At 60.6% G+C, this 15,726-nt stretch carries 15 protein-coding genes; 2 read left to right on the top strand and 13 right to left on the bottom strand.

Annotation, left to right across the window (positions count from 1 at the left end; genetic code table 11):
* Positions 1-50: 50 nt before the first annotated feature.
* The 7 genes from ispC to rpsB all read right to left on the bottom strand — a co-directional run bounded on the left by ispC (position 51) and on the right by rpsB (position 6,167).
* On the bottom strand, positions 51-1,241 hold the full coding sequence (gene ispC / locus HZR81_RS10505) for a 1-deoxy-D-xylulose-5-phosphate reductoisomerase (RefSeq protein ID WP_253747920.1): 1,191 nt from the start codon (positions 1,239-1,241) through the stop codon (positions 51-53).
* The gene (locus HZR81_RS10500; RefSeq protein ID WP_133455907.1) at positions 1,238-2,053 is read right to left on the bottom strand and encodes a phosphatidate cytidylyltransferase; all 816 of its coding nucleotides are present in this window, start codon (positions 2,051-2,053) and stop codon (positions 1,238-1,240) included. Before HZR81_RS10500 ends, ispC begins: the two co-directional genes overlap by 4 nt.
* Positions 2,047-2,808 (bottom strand): polyprenyl diphosphate synthase, encoded by a 762-nt coding sequence (uppS, locus tag HZR81_RS10495; protein WP_102840848.1) that lies wholly within the window; start codon positions 2,806-2,808, stop codon positions 2,047-2,049. The genes HZR81_RS10500 and uppS overlap by 7 nt, the downstream gene beginning before the upstream one ends.
* Positions 2,809-2,941: 133 nt before the next feature.
* The gene (gene frr, locus HZR81_RS10490; protein WP_063543781.1) at positions 2,942-3,499 is read right to left on the bottom strand and encodes a ribosome recycling factor; all 558 of its coding nucleotides are present in this window, start codon (positions 3,497-3,499) and stop codon (positions 2,942-2,944) included.
* Positions 3,496-4,239 carry a UMP kinase gene (gene pyrH, locus HZR81_RS10485; RefSeq protein ID WP_102840847.1) on the bottom strand — a complete coding sequence of 248 codons (744 nt, stop codon included), beginning with the start codon at positions 4,237-4,239 and terminating at the stop codon, positions 3,496-3,498. Before pyrH ends, frr begins: the two co-directional genes overlap by 4 nt.
* A 196-nt stretch (positions 4,240-4,435) precedes the next feature.
* Positions 4,436-5,299 carry a translation elongation factor Ts gene (tsf, locus tag HZR81_RS10480; RefSeq protein ID WP_152481070.1) on the bottom strand — a complete coding sequence of 288 codons (864 nt, stop codon included), beginning with the start codon at positions 5,297-5,299 and terminating at the stop codon, positions 4,436-4,438.
* Between the two features lie 127 nt (positions 5,300-5,426).
* Positions 5,427-6,167 carry a 30S ribosomal protein S2 gene (rpsB, locus tag HZR81_RS10475; protein ID WP_063543775.1) on the bottom strand — a complete coding sequence of 247 codons (741 nt, stop codon included), beginning with the start codon at positions 6,165-6,167 and terminating at the stop codon, positions 5,427-5,429.
* A 286-nt stretch (positions 6,168-6,453) separates the two neighbouring features.
* Here rpsB and map point away from each other — a divergent pair, with 286 nt between their 5' ends.
* Both map and HZR81_RS10465 read left to right on the top strand, forming a co-directional pair.
* On the top strand, positions 6,454-7,236 hold the full coding sequence (gene map, locus HZR81_RS10470; protein WP_110777623.1) for a type I methionyl aminopeptidase: 783 nt from the start codon (positions 6,454-6,456) through the stop codon (positions 7,234-7,236).
* A gap of 35 nt (positions 7,237-7,271) precedes the next feature.
* The gene (locus HZR81_RS10465; RefSeq protein ID WP_152481069.1) at positions 7,272-9,974 is read left to right on the top strand and encodes a [protein-PII] uridylyltransferase; all 2,703 of its coding nucleotides are present in this window, start codon (positions 7,272-7,274) and stop codon (positions 9,972-9,974) included.
* A 44-nt stretch (positions 9,975-10,018) separates the two neighbouring features.
* Here HZR81_RS10465 and HZR81_RS10460 read toward each other — a convergent pair whose 3' ends face one another.
* The 6 genes from HZR81_RS10460 to HZR81_RS10435 are packed head-to-tail and all read right to left on the bottom strand — an operon-like array spanning position 10,019 to position 15,726.
* On the bottom strand, positions 10,019-10,348 hold the full coding sequence (locus HZR81_RS10460; RefSeq protein ID WP_152481068.1) for a Na+/H+ antiporter subunit G: 330 nt from the start codon (positions 10,346-10,348) through the stop codon (positions 10,019-10,021).
* A 9-nt stretch (positions 10,349-10,357) separates the two neighbouring features.
* Complete coding sequence (locus tag HZR81_RS10455) at positions 10,358-10,627, bottom strand: K+/H+ antiporter subunit F (RefSeq protein WP_063543767.1); 270 nt, start codon at positions 10,625-10,627, stop codon at positions 10,358-10,360.
* The gene (locus tag HZR81_RS10450; RefSeq protein ID WP_063543765.1) at positions 10,612-11,112 is read right to left on the bottom strand and encodes a Na+/H+ antiporter subunit E; all 501 of its coding nucleotides are present in this window, start codon (positions 11,110-11,112) and stop codon (positions 10,612-10,614) included. Before HZR81_RS10450 ends, HZR81_RS10455 begins: the two co-directional genes overlap by 16 nt.
* Positions 11,109-12,608 (bottom strand): monovalent cation/H+ antiporter subunit D, encoded by a 1,500-nt coding sequence (locus HZR81_RS10445; RefSeq protein ID WP_500128047.1) that lies wholly within the window; start codon positions 12,606-12,608, stop codon positions 11,109-11,111. The genes HZR81_RS10450 and HZR81_RS10445 overlap by 4 nt, the downstream gene beginning before the upstream one ends.
* The gene (locus tag HZR81_RS10440) at positions 12,605-12,934 is read right to left on the bottom strand and encodes a Na+/H+ antiporter subunit C (RefSeq protein ID WP_500128046.1); all 330 of its coding nucleotides are present in this window, start codon (positions 12,932-12,934) and stop codon (positions 12,605-12,607) included. Before HZR81_RS10440 ends, HZR81_RS10445 begins: the two co-directional genes overlap by 4 nt.
* On the bottom strand, positions 12,934-15,726 hold the full coding sequence (locus HZR81_RS10435) for a monovalent cation/H+ antiporter subunit A (RefSeq protein ID WP_161612067.1): 2,793 nt from the start codon (positions 15,724-15,726) through the stop codon (positions 12,934-12,936). The genes HZR81_RS10440 and HZR81_RS10435 overlap by 1 nt, the downstream gene beginning before the upstream one ends.

Here is a 15,726-nt window from a genome sequence, read left to right as displayed (position 1 = left end):
GGGGGTGGGTCTGGTGCTGATATCACTGCCGGCCGCAGGCCAGCAGACCCCTATCGCCCGTTGCGGTCGAGCCACTGCCCAGCACGTTCCCGTGCACATCTGTCAGCCGCCAACACATCTTCGAGGCAGCCTACGGCCACTGGCGCCTCACGGTTCAATACATCATCGATGATACTCGCGATCTCGGTGAAACGGATGCGTCGATTGAGAAACGCCTCGACCGCCACTTCGTTCGCCGCATTCAGCATCGCGGGCGCGGTACCACCGTTTTCAGCTGACTGACGAGCCAGCTGCAGGCAAGGAAACCGCGAATCGTCCGGCGCCTGGAAGTCGAGCCGACCGATCTGCAGGAGGTCCAATGCCGAGACTCCGGACTCGATCCGCTCCGGCCATGCAAGCGCATGTGCGATCGGGGTACGCATATCGGGATTTCCCAGCTGCGCCAGTACCGAGCCATCGACGTAATCGACCATGGAATGGATGACACTCTGCGGATGAATCACTACCTCGACCTGATTCGGGTGAGCGTCGAACAACCAGCAGGCTTCGATCAGCTCGAGCCCCTTGTTCATCATGCTCGCCGAGTCCACCGATATTTTGCGCCCCATCGACCAGTTGGGGTGGGCACAAGCCTGTTCCGGCGTCACATCGATAAGCCGCTCCGGCGCAAACTCGCGAAAGGGCCCACCGGACGCGGTCAGCAGGATACGTCGCACGCCAACCGAACCGAGCCCTTGGGAATAGGTGGACGGCAGACACTGGAAGATCGCGTTGTGCTCGCTATCGATAGGTAACAGCACGGCCCCACTGTCGCGCAACGCCCGCATGAACAGGGCACCGGACATCACCAGCGCCTCTTTGTTGGCGAGCAGCACCCGCTTACCGGACTGTACTGCGGCCAGCGTTGGCTTCAGGCCCGCGGCACCCACGATGGCGGCCATGACCACGTCCGTCTCGGGATGTGCTGCGACCTCGCTCAGACCGCCTTCGCCGCTCATGACCTGAGTCGTCAGACCATCTTCGCGCAGCTGCTGCTGCAGAACTCCGGCCTGGATCTCGTCAGCAGCCACCGCGAAGCGCGGACGATGGACAAGACAGAGCGCCCTCAGCTCGGCAAGCCGGCTGAAACCGGTGAGTGCGAAGACAGCGTAACGATCCGGGTGACGCGCAATGACATCCAGCGTGCTGAGACCGATCGAACCAGTAGCGCCAAGAACGGTTACCTGTAACGGTCGATTCACAGCGCGCCCCAACCTGCTAGCCACAACAGCACAGCGAACACCGGGATCGCAGCGGTGAGGCTGTCGATACGATCCATCACACCACCGTGCCCCGGCAGCAGCTGGCTGCTGTCCTTGATGCCGGCACTGCGCTTGAACATGCTCTCAGTTAGATCACCGATGACCGATATCGATACCACAAGTGCGGCGCCGAGCAGAGCTAGAACCAGTTCGCGAGCCGTCCAACCGCGATACACACCGACCGCGAGCGTGACGAGCAAGCTGGTCAGCAGCCCGCCAACCAGCCCCTCCCAGCTCTTCCCAGGGCTCACCTTCGGCGCCAGTTTGCGCCTGCCGAAGGCCTTGCCGGAGAAATAGGCGCCGATATCCGCCACCCATACCAGAATCATCACTGCCAGAATCAGCCAATTGCCCAGTTGCCATTGCTTGAGCACCACAAGACCCTGCCAAGACGGCAAAAGCACCGCCAGGCCGATCAGCAGGCTGCCGCCACGGCCACCCCATAGACGACTGCTCTCTGGATAGGTCAGCACCAGATAGGTTGCGACCAGCCACCAGAGCACAGCCAGGGCCAGCATCCAGGGCGCCAACGATGGAAACTGGTAGAGCACGCCAAGCAGCAGTGCCACCAACAGCGCGTATCCGACCCGTAACCCCTGACCGGCAAAACCAGCCAGCCGGGCCCACTCCCACGCCCCCAAGACCACAACGAGGCCGATGAAAAGCGCGAAGGCGAGTCCTTGGAGAAGAAAGAAACCTACGATCGCAACAGGCAGAAGTATCGCTGCGGTGATGATGCGCTGCTTCAGCATTCGACCTTGACCTCGCTTTCGACCTGTTCGCCGGTCTTGCCAAAGCGCCGCTGTCGTGTAGCGAAATCCGCGAGAGCCTTACGCATGGCGACGTGCTTGAAGTCCGGCCAGTAAAGATCGGAGAAATACAGCTCCGCGTAAGCCAGCTGCCACAACAAGAAATTACTGATGCGCCGTTCGCCGCCGGTTCGGATGCAAAGATCCGGCAAAGGCATGTCCCCCGTCGCCAGATAGCTTTGAAACAAGGCCGGGGTGATTTCGGCAGGGTTCAGCCGCCCGGACTGAGCCTCGCTGGCAAGATGCTGAGCCGCCTGCAGGATGTCCCACTGACCACCGTAATTGGCGGCCACCTGGAGCACGAAGCGGTGATTGGCTGCAGTCATTTCCTCGACTTCCAGCATTGCCGCCTGCAGTTCTGGATGGAAACGAGTACGGTCACCGATGATGCGAAGCCGAATGCCGTTCTCGTCAAGCTTGCGCGCCTCGCGACGCAAGGCAGAAAGGAACAGCTCCATCAGCGCGCCAACCTCGTCGGCCGGACGCTGCCAGTTCTCGCTGGAGAAGGCGAACAGTGTCAGCACCTCGACACCGGAATCGGCGCAGACCTCGATCACCGCTCGAACAGCATCGACGCCCGCCTTGTGCCCGGCCACACCAGGCAGCAGGCGCCTCTTCGCCCAGCGGTTGTTGCCATCCATGATGATCGCTACGTGACGGGGAATTTTCCGCCCGGCAATCTGCCTGACCTTTTCCATGAACAACTCTACTTGCGCTAGAACACGCTGCAAACAAAAGACAAAGCTGCCAGCAACAGCTTCCAGGCACCGCTGCCGCCGTCCACAGCGACCGAAGTCGACTGCGGCCACGGCGGCAACTATCCAATAGCGGTCAAACAGCCATCAGATCGCTTTCTTTGGCCTCGAGGGCCTTGTCGATCTCAGCGACGTACTTGTCGGTAAGCTTCTGGACGTCATCCTGGCCACGGCGTTCCTCGTCCTCGCTGATTTCCTTTTCCTTGACCAGATCTTTCAGCTGGGCGATGGCATCGCGACGGATGTTGCGAACCGCAACACGAGCATTCTCGGCTTCGGCCCGCGCCTGCTTGGTGTAGCCCCTGCGCGTCTCTTCGGTCAGCGCCGGCATCGGCACACGGATCGTGGTACCCGCGGTAGCCGGATTGAGGCCCAGATCGGAGGTCATGATGGCCTTTTCGACGGCCTGGATCATGCTCTTGTCAAACACAGTAAGCGCCAGCGTGCGGGAATCCTCGGCCACAACGTTGGCCACCTGGCGCAACGGCGTATCGGCGCCGTAATAGGAAACCATGACGCTATCAAGGATGCTGGGATGAGCCCTACCGGTGCGAATCTTGGCAAAGGCGTGATCCAGCGATTCCAGGGTTTTCTTCATGCGCTCCTGCGCGTCTTGCTTGATCTCGTTGATCATTCGTTCGATTCCTCGATCAGTGTTCCTTCGGCGCCACCCAGCACAATATTGAGCAGGGCGCCGGGCTTGTTCATGTTGAACACACGCAGCGGCATGTTGTGATCGCGGCACAGGCAGATGGCGGTCAGATCCATTACCCCGAGCTTGCGATCGAGCACTTCATCGTACGTGAGCTCGGCGAACTTCTCGGCGTTCGGATCCTTGAAGGGATCAGCCGTATAGACGCCGTCAACCTTGGTGGCCTTGAGCACGACATCCGCCTGGATTTCGATCGCGCGCAGGCAGGCCGCCGAATCAGTGGTGAAGAACGGGTTGCCGGTTCCGGCAGAGAAGATCACCACTTCGCCGCTCTTGAGATGACGCATGGCCTTGCGGCGGTCGTAATGGTCGGTGACACCGACCATGGAAATGGCAGACATGACCAGCGCCGGGATATTCGAACGCTCGAGCGCATCACGCATGGCCAGCGCATTCATGACCGTTGCGAGCATGCCCATATGATCACCGGTAACCCGATCCATTCCCGCTGCGGAAAGCGCCGCGCCACGGAACAGATTACCCCCACCGATCACCAGGCCGACCTCGACACCAATGCCCACCAGCTGCCCGACTTCCAGAGCCATGCGATCAAGCACCTTGGGATCGATTCCGAAGTCTTCGGAACCCATCAAGGCCTCGCCGCTTAATTTGAGCAGAATGCGTTTATAGCGTGGGTTGCGTGCACTCATCTGCTGAGCCATTGGCGTTCTATCTCCTGCGGCGTGGTGTGACTAAGACTGGCCGAACCCGGCCAAAAAATATCTGCGCTTTGACAGCGCAACCAGCGGTTGGTGCCAAGCGACGAATATAACGTGACGAAAAAATTTCGGCCGCCCCATTCGACAAAGAGGCCGCACGCGTGAGCGGGCAGCCTCTTCGGGAACCGGCTAGCAGTCCTTACTTCTTGGTTGCAGCCACCTGAGCGGCAACTTCGGCAGCGAAGTCGACCTCGGCCTTCTCGATGCCCTCGCCCACTTCGTAACGAACGAAGGATACGATTTCGGCACCGGCTTTCTTGGCCAGATCGCCAACTTTGACTTCCGGATCCTTGACGAACGGCTGCTCAACCAGGCTGGCTTCGGCCAGGAACTTGTTGATGCGACCCTTGATCATGTTCTCGACGATGTTCTCAGGCTTGCCGGCGATCTTGTCGGCGTTCAGTTGCAGGAAGATTTCCTTTTCCTTGGCAACCAACTCTTCGGAAACGTCGGCAGGGCTCAGAACGGCCGGGTTGCTGGCGGCTACGTGCATAGCGATGTCCTTGGCCAGCTCGGCGTCACCGCCTTTCAGAGTAACCAGCACACCGATGCGATGGCCATGCAGGTAGGCGCCCACCACATCACCCTCAACGGCAGTCAAGCGACGGATGTTGACGTTTTCGCCGCACTTGGCGACCAGCGCCTCACGAGCGGATTCGCGAGAAGCGATCAGCGGAGCCACTTCGGTCAGCTTCTGCTCGAAGGCCTGGTCCAGGCTTTCCTTGACGAAGGCCTTGAAGTCATCCTGCAGAGCCAGGAAGTCGGTCTGCGAGTTGACTTCGATGATCACACCGCGGCCACCCTCGACACGAACGGCGATCGAGCCTTCGGCAGCGATGTTGCCGGACTTCTTGGCAGCCTTGATGGCGCCGGAAGCACGCATGTCGTCGATGGCCTTCTCGATGTCACCGCCGGCGGCAACCAGAGCCTTCTTGCACTCCATCATGCCCTGACCGGTACGCTCGCGCAGTTCTTTGACCAAGGCTGCAGTGATTTCTGCCATGTTGGGAATCCTCTCGATTTGGTTTCTAAACCACTCACCCTTCGCACGGGTGATCAATTCGCAAGAGACAAAAAGGGGGCCTAGCCCCCTTTTTGTTCATCGGGTGTCACGCTGCAATGCGCCGCACTTAGCCCTGAGCCGCTTCGGAAGCCACTTCCTCGACGAACTCGTCAGCACCGCCAGCTGCATTCTGACGGCCGCGCAGAACGGCATCAGCCATGGAGCCGAGGTAGAGTTGCACGGCACGGATGGCGTCATCATTACCAGGAATGATGTAGTCGACGCCTTCCGGGCTGCTGTTGGTATCGACGATGCCGATGACCGGGATGCCCAGCTTGTTGGCTTCGGAGATGGCGATGCGCTCGTGGTCGACGTCGATGACGAACATGGCGTCCGGCAGGCCGCCCATGTCCTTGATGCCGCCCAGGCTGCGCTCGAGCTTCTCGAGGTCGCGGGTGCGCATCAGCGCTTCTTTCTTGGTCAGCTTCTCGAAAGTACCATCCTGAGACTGGGATTCCAGCTCACGCAGACGCTTGATGGAAGCACGGATGGTCTTGTAGTTGGTCAGCATGCCGCCCAACCAGCGATGATCGACATACGGCGAGCCGCAACGAGCAGCTTCTTCGCGAACGATCTTGCCAGCGGAACGCTTGGTACCGACGAACAGAATCTTGTTCTTGCCTGCAGCCAGTTTCTCAACGAAACGCAGGGCGTCGTTGAACATCGGCAGGGTCTTTTCCAGGTTGATGATGTGGATCTTGTTGCGCGCACCGAAAATGTATTTGTCCATTTTCGGGTTCCAGTAACGGGTCTGGTGGCCGAAGTGCACACCGGCCTTCAGCATATCGCGCATGGTGACTTGAGACATGATAAGTCCTCGAATAAGTCGGGTTAGGCCTCCACGCGTCCCGATATCCAACTCTTTCGAGCACCCAGGATACCGTGTCGACACGTGTGTGGGGTTAAGCGCAACGGGGTGTCCCCGTCGAGCGGCGCGTTTTATAGCATAAAGACCACCGACAGGCTACTGCTTTGGCTAACCGCCGCACGCTCAGCTGCCTGAGCGGCCCTTACCTGCAGGGCATGGGCGCTTTGGTTTATCATCGCAGCTTTCCGTTTATTGCCTTCGCCTGCGGGCGCACCAAGAGGTTTGCATGACAGTCACAATCAAGACGCCCGAAGATATCGAGAAGATGCGCGTAGCCGGGCGTCTCGCTGCCGAGGTTCTCGAAATGATCGGCGAGCACGTCAAACCGGGCGTCACTACCGAGGAGCTCGATCGCCTGTGCCACGAGCATATCGTCAACGTCCAGCAGGCCATTCCCGCCCCGCTGAACTACAAGGGCTTCCCCAAGTCGATCTGCACTTCGATCAACCATGTCGTCTGCCATGGCATTCCCAATGACAAACCCCTGAAGGACGGTGACATCCTCAACATCGACATCACCGTTATCAAGGACGGCTACCACGGCGACACCAGCAAGATGTTCCTGGTCGGCAAGGTACCGGAATGGGCCGAGCGCCTCTGCCAGATCACTCAGGAGTGTCTATATAAAGGCATCGAACTGGTCCGTCCCGGCGCCCGCCTCGGCGACATCGGCGAGGTGATCCAGAAGCATGCCGAGAAGAACGGCTTCTCCGTGGTGCGCGAGTATTGTGGTCACGGTATCGGCAAGGTGTTCCATGAAGAACCGCAGGTGCTTCATTACGGGCGCGCCGGCACCGGTCTGGAACTCAAGGAAGGCATGACTTTCACCATCGAGCCGATGATCAACCAGGGGCGTCCGGAAACCCGCCTGCTCGGCGATGGCTGGACCGCCATCACCAAGGACCGCAAGCTCTCGGCGCAGTGGGAACACACCATTCTGGTGACCGCCGATGGCTACGAGATCTTTACCCTGCGCAGCGACGACACCATCGCCCGCACCTCGGCCTGAAATCCGCAGCCGTAGCCCAACCGGAGGATGTCCGTATGCCCCAGGTCGACCCGGAACTGTTCGATCGTAGCCAGTTCCAGGCGGAACTGGCGCTCAAGGCCAGCCCCATCGCTGCCTACAAGAAAGCGATCCGCCAGGCGCGCCAGGTGCTCGACGAGCGCTTCAGGGCCGGCCGTGACATCCGCCGGCTGATCCAGGACCGGGCCTGGTTCGTCGATCAGATCCTGTGCTCGGCATGGAACCGCTTCGAGTGGAACAAGGGCACCGATATCGCGCTGGTTGCAGTCGGCGGCTACGGTCGGGGCGAGCTGCATCCCTATTCCGACATTGACCTGCTGATTCTGCTAGACGAAAGCGACCAGGAAGTCTTCCGTGATTCGATCGAAGGCTTTCTCACGCTGCTCTGGGATATCGGCCTGGAAGTCGGGCAGGCGGTACGCTCTGTCGCCGAGTGCGCCGACGAAGCACGTGCCGATCTGACGGTCCTCACCAACCTGATGGAAAGCCGCACGATCGCCGGGCCCGAACGCCTGCGCCAGGCCATGCTACAGGTCACCAGCCCTCAGCAAATGTGGCCGAGCAAGGAGTTCTTCCTGGCCAAGCGCGAAGAACAGCGCGCGCGCCACGCCAAGTACAACAACACCGAGTACAACCTGGAGCCCAACGTCAAGGGCTCCCCGGGTGGACTGCGCGACATCCAGACGATCCTCTGGATCGCACGCCGTGAGTTCGGCACGCTGAATCTGCAGGCCATGGTGGATCAGGGCTTTCTCACGGAAGGCGAACACAGCCTGATGACCGCTGCGCAGGAGTTTCTCTGGAAGGTCCGTTACGGCCTACACATGCTCGCCGGACGCGCAGAGGACCGCCTGCTGTTCGATCACCAGCGCAGTCTTGCCGCACTGCTCGGCTACGAGGACAGCGACGCCAAGCTGGCCATCGAACGCTTCATGCAGAAGTACTACCGGGTGGTCATGAGCATTGCCGAGCTGGGCGATCTGGTCGGCCAGCATTTCGCCGAAGTGATTCTCTGGGAAGGTGAGTCCGGGCCAATCGTGCCGTTGAACAGTCGCTTCCAGGTCCGCGACGGTTATCTGGAAGTCAGCAACCCGGCGATCTTCAAGCGAACGCCATTCGCCATCCTGGAAACCTTCGTGATGCTGGCACAGCATCCCGATATCCAGGGTGTGCGCTCCGATACGATCCGCCTGCTACGTGACCACCGCTACCTGATTGACGACAGCTTCCGCGAGGACCTGCGCAACACCAGCCTGTTCATCGAGCTGTTCAAGTGCAAGGAAGGCATTCACCGCAATCTGCGGCGCATGAATCGCTACGGCATTCTCGGCCGCTACCTTCCCGAGTTCGGCCATATTGTCGGCCAGATGCAGCATGACCTTTTCCACATCTATACGGTCGATGCGCACACGCTCAATGTCATCAAATATTTGCGCAAGCTGACCAAACCGGGCGTTGCAGAAAAGTACCCACTAGCCAGCAAGCTGGTCGAACGCCTGCCCAAGCCGGAGCTGATCTACATCGCCGGCCTCTACCACGATATTGCCAAGGGCCGCGGCGGTGACCACTCCGAGTTGGGGGCGGTCGATGCCGAGCAGTTCTGCAGCCGACACAAGCTCCCGGCGTGGGACACCCGCCTGGTGGTCTGGCTGGTGGAAAACCACCTGGTAATGTCCACCACGGCTCAGCGCAAGGACCTGTCGGACCCACAGATCATCAACGATTTCGCTCAGCTGGTTGGCGACGAGACGCACCTGGACTATCTCTATGTGCTCACCGTTGCCGACATCAACGCCACCAATCCGACGCTATGGAATTCCTGGCGCGCCAGCCTGCTGCGCCAGCTGTACACAGAGACCAAGCGCGCACTCAAACGCGGATTGGAAAACCCGCTGGGTCGCGAAGAACAGATCCGCCAGACGCAGCGCGCAGCACTCGACGATCTGGTACGCCACGGCACTGATCCGGACGATGCCGAGCAGCTCTGGGCGCAACTGGGCGACGACTACTTCCTGCGCCACACCGCTACCGACGTTGCCTGGCATACCGATGCGATCATCGAACACCCTGCCGATAGCGGTCCGCTGGTGTTGATCAAGGAGACCACCCAGCGCGAATTCGAGGGTGGCACGCAGATCTTCATCTACGCGCCGGACCAGCATGATTTCTTTGCCGTGACCGTGGCGGCCATGGACCAGTTGAACCTGAACATCCATGACGCGCGCATCCTGACGTCCAGCAGCCAGTTCACCCTGGATACCTATATCGTGCTGGAGGCCGACGGCAGCCCGATCGGCAACAACCCGGAGCGCATCGAAGAAATCCGCAAAGGTCTGATCGCCGCGCTGCGCAACCCGGATGATTACCTGACCATCATCCAGCGGCGCGTTCCTCGGCAGCTCAAGCACTTCGCCTTCCCGCCGCAAGTGACTATCCACAACGACACTCAGCGGCCGCAGACGATTCTCGAGATCATCGCCCCGGATCGGCCAGGCCTGCTGGCGCGCGTCGGCCAGCTGTTCCTCGATTTCGATCTGTCCGTGCAGAACGCCAAGATCGCGACACTCGGCGAGCGTGTGGAAGACGTGTTCTTCGTTACCGACGCGAACAATCAACCACTTTCCGATCCGCAGTTCTGCCTGCGCCTGCAACAGGCGCTGGTCAAGGAGCTGCAACAGGAGAACGAGCAACAGCCCTCACCGAGCAGCATCGTCATCTGAGGCTGGGGTCGCGTCCGAGCCTCTGGAACAGCGTTTGTCGCGCCTCAGTCCCAGGGCTTGCCGCGCGTCTGCTCGACAGCAGGCAGCTTCTGCTGCATGGCAGCCTTGGCCAGCATGTGCGCACTGACCGGCGCGGTCAGGAACAGGAACAGGGTGATCAGCAGCTCGTGCATGCTCAGGCCGTCGTTGTGGCTGCTGAAAAAGATCATCGAGGCGATGATGATGCCACCAACCCCAAGCGTCGTTGCCTTGGTCGGCCCGTGCAAACGGGTATAGAAATCCGGCAGCCGATACAGGCCAATCGCACCGATCAGAGCGAACAGGCTGCCAACGACCAGGAACAGACTCACCAGCGCTTCAATCCAGAATGGCATGTCGCCTCCTCAGTCGATGATGTCGCCGTGCAGCAGGTGCTTGCCCACGGCCACGGTACTGACAAAACCCATCACGGCAATCAGCAGCGCAGCCTCGAAGAACAGGTCGGAGGCCAGCCAGACGCCGAACAGCACGATCAGCGCCAGCGCGTTGATATAAAGGGTGTCGAGTGCGAGCACCCGGTCAGGCATGTCCGGCCCCTGCACCAGGCGGACGACGTTCAACACGGCGGCCAGTCCCAGCACTGCCAGGCAGAACGGAATCACGTACGCGAGCATTCGAAAATCTCCAGCAGCGGGGCTTCGTAGTTGCGCTTGACCTCGGCGATCAGGGCATCGATGTCCGGTGCATCCAGGGCATGCACCATGAGCATCTTGCGATCAGGACTCAGGCAGGCGGAGACCGTCCCGGGTGTCAGCGAGATGATGCTCGTCAGCGTAGCCAGAGCGAATTCGTTGTCGATGGCCATCGGAATCTCGACGAACGCTGGCCGCAGGCTCCTTCGGGGCCCGAGCACCAGCTTGGCGACGTGCACGTTCGCCACCACGATATCGCGAAGAACTTTCAGCGTGAACAGCACAAGCTTCACAGGCTTGCGCACGCGAGGCACCTCGATGAGAAAACCGCTCACGAGCAACGGTATCGCCCAGCCGAGAAACAGCCCAAGCAACAACTGCCCGAAACTCAGGGTGTTGTTGAGCAGCAACCAGAGCAGCGCCAGCAACAGGGTCAGGGCCGGATTCGGCAACCAGCGCGCCTTCATGCCGCACCTCCCTGAACGATCTGCAGATAAGGCCGGAGGTCCAGCAGCTGTGCAGCCGTGGCCTGCATGAATGCCTGCAGCGGCCCGGCCGCGGCAACCAGGACCAGACTGCCGAGCAGCAGTCCCGTGGTGGCCAGCAGGCGTACGGGATCCGCCTTGTGCCCCTGGGCTAGTGCGCTGGCCCGCCAGAACACCAGACTGCCGGCCCGGCTCAGTGCGATAAGCATACCCAGCCCGCCAACCAGAACCACCGCCCACAGCGCTATCGCCTCCGCGCCCGGCTCGATCGCGCGAAGCAGCATCAGCTTGCCGAGAAACCCGGAGAACGGCGGCAAGCCCGCCACGGAAATCGCGCCGATGAAGAACAGCGTGCCGAGCAGCAGCGGTTGTTGCAGCGCAGGAGCTGTAATCAGATCGGTTCCCAGGTCACCGCGCTGACGCGCAATCAGATCGGCAAGCAGGAACAACGCACCGGCAATCAGGGTGCTGTGCACAAGGTAATAGAGCGCTGCCGCGAGGCCCGCCTCACTGCCGAGCGCTATGCCGGCCAGCAATGTACCTACCGAAACGACCACCAGATAGGCGAGCAGCACCTGCAGATTGCGCGCAGCCAGTGCACCGACTACCGCAGCACCAAGCGTCAGCAACGCCAGCGGCCAGAGCCAGGCATCGACCATGTGGCTCAACTCCCCCGCCTCGTTACCGAAAATGAGCGTGAAGACCCGCACGATTGCGTACAACCCAACCTTGGTCATGATGGCGAACAGAGCGGCGACCGGCGCGGTCGCAGAGGCATAGGCGCGCGGCAACCAGAAGTACAACGGCAGGATCGCGCCCTTCAGCGCGAACACCACCAACAGCAGGTAGCCAGCCGCAGCCAGCAGAGGCCCATCCGCGGGATCGGCGGCGCTTACCCGCGCAGCCAGGTCGGCCATGTTCAGCGTACCGAGCAGCCCATAGAGCATGCTCACACCAATGAGGAACAGCGAAGACCCGAGCAAATTCAGCACGACATAGTGCATGCCGGAGCGCACCCTGCGCTGGCCGTGCCCATGCAGCAACAGGGCATAAGATGAAATCAGCAGGATTTCGAAGAAGACGAACAGGTTGAACAGATCCCCGGTCAGGAAGGCCCCGTTTATGCCGAGCAACTGGAACTGATAGAGCGCGTGAAAGTTGGGGCCTCGCTCGTCATCACCGCGGCAGGCATAAAGCACGGCGAAACCGGCGAGCACTGCGGTGACCAGCAGCATCAGCGCGCTCAGGCGGTCCAGCATGAGGACGATGCCGAACGGCGGTTGCCAGCTGCCCAGCGCATAGACACGCAGTTGCCCGTCGTCCGCCAGCACCAGCAGCCAGATCGCGAGAGGCACCAACGACCAGGTCGCAAGCAGCGACAGGGTGCGTTTGCTCGAGCGTCCTAAGGAATGGGCGAACAGCAACAGGGCTCCGGTGAACAGCGGCACCAGCAGCGGCAGGATCAGCACATGATTCATTGGCGCGGCTCCTGACCATCGACATGATCGGTCCGCAGCTCGCCAATGCTGCGCAGCGCCAGAACCACCACAAAAGCGGTCATGGCGAAGCCAATGACGATCGCGGTAAGCACCAGCGCCTGGGGCAAGGGGTCACCATACTCGACACTTCTGCCGATCACCGCAGGAACACCGGTAGCAAGCCGGCCCATTGAAAAAATGAACAGGTTGACCGCATAAGAAATCAGCGTCAGCCCCATCACCACGGGAAAGATGCGAGCACGCAGAAGCAGATAGACACCGCTTGCTGTCATGACCCCCAGGGTAATCGCGAACAACGCCTCCATTACAGCACCTCCCTGTCCGAGTCGTCCTGGCTCACCTGGCCAATATTGGAAAGGATCAGCAACGTCGCCCCCACCACCACAAGATAAACCCCCAGATCGAACAGCATTGCCGTGGCCAGCTCGAACTCACCGACGAGGGGCAGATGGAAATGACCGAACGACGAGGTGAGGAACGAATAGCCGAACACCAGACTCCCCAGCCCGGTCAGGCCGGCGATGAGCAGCCCTGCTCCGCAGAGCCTGTGGTAACTGATGGGTTGCCGCGCCTGCGCCCAGCTGACTCCGTGGGAGATGTACTGCAGGATCAATGCGACCGCCGTTATCAGACCGGCGATGAACCCGCCGCCAGGCAGGTTGTGCCCACGCAGGAAGATGAAGACCGAAATCAGCAGCGCCATCGGCAGCATCGCCCGGGCCAGGAGATCCAGCACCATGGGGTGCCTGTCGACGGACCAGAGCCGACCACCGTAATCGCGAACTGGGTGAGGCAGGCGCAAGCCCTTTAGCAGCCCGAAGATGCCGACCCCCGCGATTGCCAGCACAGCAATCTCACCAAGGGTATCGAAGCCGCGGAAATCGACCAGAATGACGTTCACCACATTGGTGCCGCCTCCGCCAGACACACTGTTTTCCAGAAAGAACGAGGCAATGCTGTCGTAGGGCCGCGTCAGCACCGCATAGGCCAGCAGCGCAACCATGGTGCCGCAGCCCGCCGCCAGCACGAAATCCCGAAAGCCACGCAGGCTGCTCGACTCGGCCGGGGTACGGTCCGGCATGAAGAACAGCGCGAGGATCAACAGGATGATGGTCACCACTTCGACTGACAGCTGAGTGAGCGCCAGATCAGGCGCCGAATAGCGGGCAAAGCCCAGCGCCACCATCAGCCCGACCACACTGAGTACCATCAGCGCCACCAGCCGTCGGCGATGAAACAGCACGGTCAACAACGAGGTGAGTGCCAGAATGGCCATGCCCAATACAGTGATGCCATCCAGCGGCGTCAAGGCAACCGGACCGTGCAGAGCATCCAGAGGCGTCAGCGCGAACACTACCAGTACCAACGTGCTGAACAACATCATAGCCAGGTAGCGCTGCAGCGAGCCGTTGTCCAGCAGGCAGGTCAGATGGCGAGCGCCGAGCGTCAACCCGCCCATTACCCGTTCGAACACTTCCAGCGAATCCACCGAGGGGAGTCCCTCGTACCAGCGGAATGCCCACTTGCGCAGTGAATAGATGACGATGCCTCCAACCAGCGCAGCAAAACTCATCGCCAAAGGCAGATTGAAACCGTGCCAGATCGACAGGCTGTACTCCGGCACGACACCGTTGAGCGTGCCAGACACCGCCGCAGCCAGAAGCGGCCCTACCGTGAAAGCCGGCAGCATGCCGACCAGCAGGCAGAGCAGCACGAGGATCTCCACGGGAATCTTCATGTAGCGTGCAGGCTCGTGAGGCGGGTACTTGGGCAGGTCGATGGGCTCGCCGTTGAAAAACACGTCGTGTACGAAGCGCAGCGAATACGCCACGGAAAAGGCGCTCGCAAGCGTTGCCACCACCGGAATCGCCCAATAGAAGCTGCCCAGCAGATGCTGATCGAGTGTCTCGGCGAAGAACATTTCCTTGCTGAGGAAGCCATTGAGCAGCGGCACACCTGCCATCGCCAGAGAAGCCACCATGGCGAGTGCCGCCGTATGCGGCATGTACTTCCACATGCCGTTGATACGCCGCATGTCACGCGTGCCGGTCTCGTGATCGATGATTCCTGCGGCCATGAACAGAGAGGCCTTGAATGTGGCGTGGTTAATGATGTGAAAGATTGCCGCCACTGCCGCCAGGCGGGAGTCGAGGCCGAACAGCAAGGTAATCAGGCCCAGGTGACTGATGGTGGAATAGGCGAGCAGTCCCTTCAGGTCGTGCTGGAAAAGCGCCATCACAGCGCCGATCAACAAGGTCGCCAGCCCGGTGATGCTCACCAGATAGAACCACCATTCGGATTCCGCCAGTGCCGGATAGAGTCTTGCTAGAAGAAATACCCCGGCCTTGACCATCGTCGCTGAATGCAGGAAGGCCGATACAGGCGTAGGCGCAGCCATTGCCTGCGGTAACCAGAAATGGAAAGGAAACTGCGCCGACTTGGTGAATACGCCGAGCAAGACGAGAATCAGCGTCAGCGGATACAGGGAATTACCGCGAATCAGATCGCCCGATGCCAGAATCGTCGTCAGCTCGAAGCTGCCGACGATGTAGCCAATCAGCAAGACCCCAGCGAGCAGCGCCAGACCGCCACCACCGGTAATCGCCAGAGCCATGCGTGCGCCCTGGCGGGCGTCGGCCCGATGGCTCCAGTAACCGATCAGCAGAAACGACGACAGGCTGGTCAGCTCCCAGAACATCAGCATCAGCAGCAGATTTTCTGACAGCACGACGCCGAGCATGGCCCCCATGAACAGTAGGAAGAAGCCATAGAAGCGGCCCATCGGATCCTTCTTCGACAGGTAGTAGCGTGCGTAGAGGATGACCAGCAGGCCGATGCCGAGAATCAGCAAGGCAAAGAGAAAGCCCAACCCATCGAGACGCAGGCTGAGGTTGAGCCCAAGCCCGGGCAGCCAGCTGTAGTGGACGATTTCCGTCTGACCGGCAAACACATCGGCACGCTTGGAAAGCAGGAGGATCAGCGCCGTCAGCGGCGCGATACCTGCGCCGAAGGCGCATGCGGAGCGACCAAAACGCTCCAGAAGCAGAGGCAGGCAGATGCCCAGGAATGGCAAAGCGATAATCAGCGCAAGCGCCAT

Origin of the sequence: Pseudomonas sp. LM13, from assembly GCF_041381355.1 — a bacterium.
GTDB classification, from domain to species: Bacteria; Pseudomonadota; Gammaproteobacteria; order Pseudomonadales; family Pseudomonadaceae; genus Stutzerimonas; species Stutzerimonas frequens.
Note: the sequence above shows the minus strand (reverse complement) of the source record. Positions and strands in the feature narration are given on the sequence as shown.

What these genes read in the sequence shown, in the direction of transcription:
- uppS (WP_102840848.1), bottom strand. Translation starts at nt 2,808, where the DNA reads ATGGAAAAGGTCAGGCAGATTGCCGGGCGGAAAATTCCCCGTCACGTA.
- pyrH (WP_102840847.1), bottom strand. Translation starts at nt 4,239, where the DNA reads ATGGCTCAGCAGATGAGTGCACGCAACCCACGCTATAAACGCATTCTG.
- rpsB (WP_063543775.1), bottom strand. Translation starts at nt 6,167, where the DNA reads ATGTCTCAAGTCACCATGCGCGATATGCTGAAGGCCGGTGTGCACTTC.
- HZR81_RS10465 (WP_152481069.1), top strand. Translation starts at nt 7,272, where the DNA reads ATGCCCCAGGTCGACCCGGAACTGTTCGATCGTAGCCAGTTCCAGGCG.
- map (WP_110777623.1), top strand. Translation starts at nt 6,454, where the DNA reads ATGACAGTCACAATCAAGACGCCCGAAGATATCGAGAAGATGCGCGTA.
- HZR81_RS10450 (WP_063543765.1), bottom strand. Translation starts at nt 11,112, where the DNA reads ATGAAGGCGCGCTGGTTGCCGAATCCGGCCCTGACCCTGTTGCTGGCG.
- HZR81_RS10440 (WP_500128046.1), bottom strand. Translation starts at nt 12,934, where the DNA reads ATGGAGGCGTTGTTCGCGATTACCCTGGGGGTCATGACAGCAAGCGGT.
- HZR81_RS10455 (WP_063543767.1), bottom strand. Translation starts at nt 10,627, where the DNA reads ATGCTCGCGTACGTGATTCCGTTCTGCCTGGCAGTGCTGGGACTGGCC.
- tsf (WP_152481070.1), bottom strand. Translation starts at nt 5,299, where the DNA reads ATGGCAGAAATCACTGCAGCCTTGGTCAAAGAACTGCGCGAGCGTACC.
- HZR81_RS10500 (WP_133455907.1), bottom strand. Translation starts at nt 2,053, where the DNA reads ATGCTGAAGCAGCGCATCATCACCGCAGCGATACTTCTGCCTGTTGCG.
- frr (WP_063543781.1), bottom strand. Translation starts at nt 3,499, where the DNA reads ATGATCAACGAGATCAAGCAAGACGCGCAGGAGCGCATGAAGAAAACC.
- HZR81_RS10445 (WP_500128047.1), bottom strand. Translation starts at nt 12,608, where the DNA reads ATGAATCATGTGCTGATCCTGCCGCTGCTGGTGCCGCTGTTCACCGGA.
- HZR81_RS10460 (WP_152481068.1), bottom strand. Translation starts at nt 10,348, where the DNA reads ATGCCATTCTGGATTGAAGCGCTGGTGAGTCTGTTCCTGGTCGTTGGC.
- HZR81_RS10435 (WP_161612067.1), bottom strand. Translation starts at nt 15,726, where the DNA reads ATGGCGCTTGCGCTGATTATCGCTTTGCCATTCCTGGGCATCTGCCTG.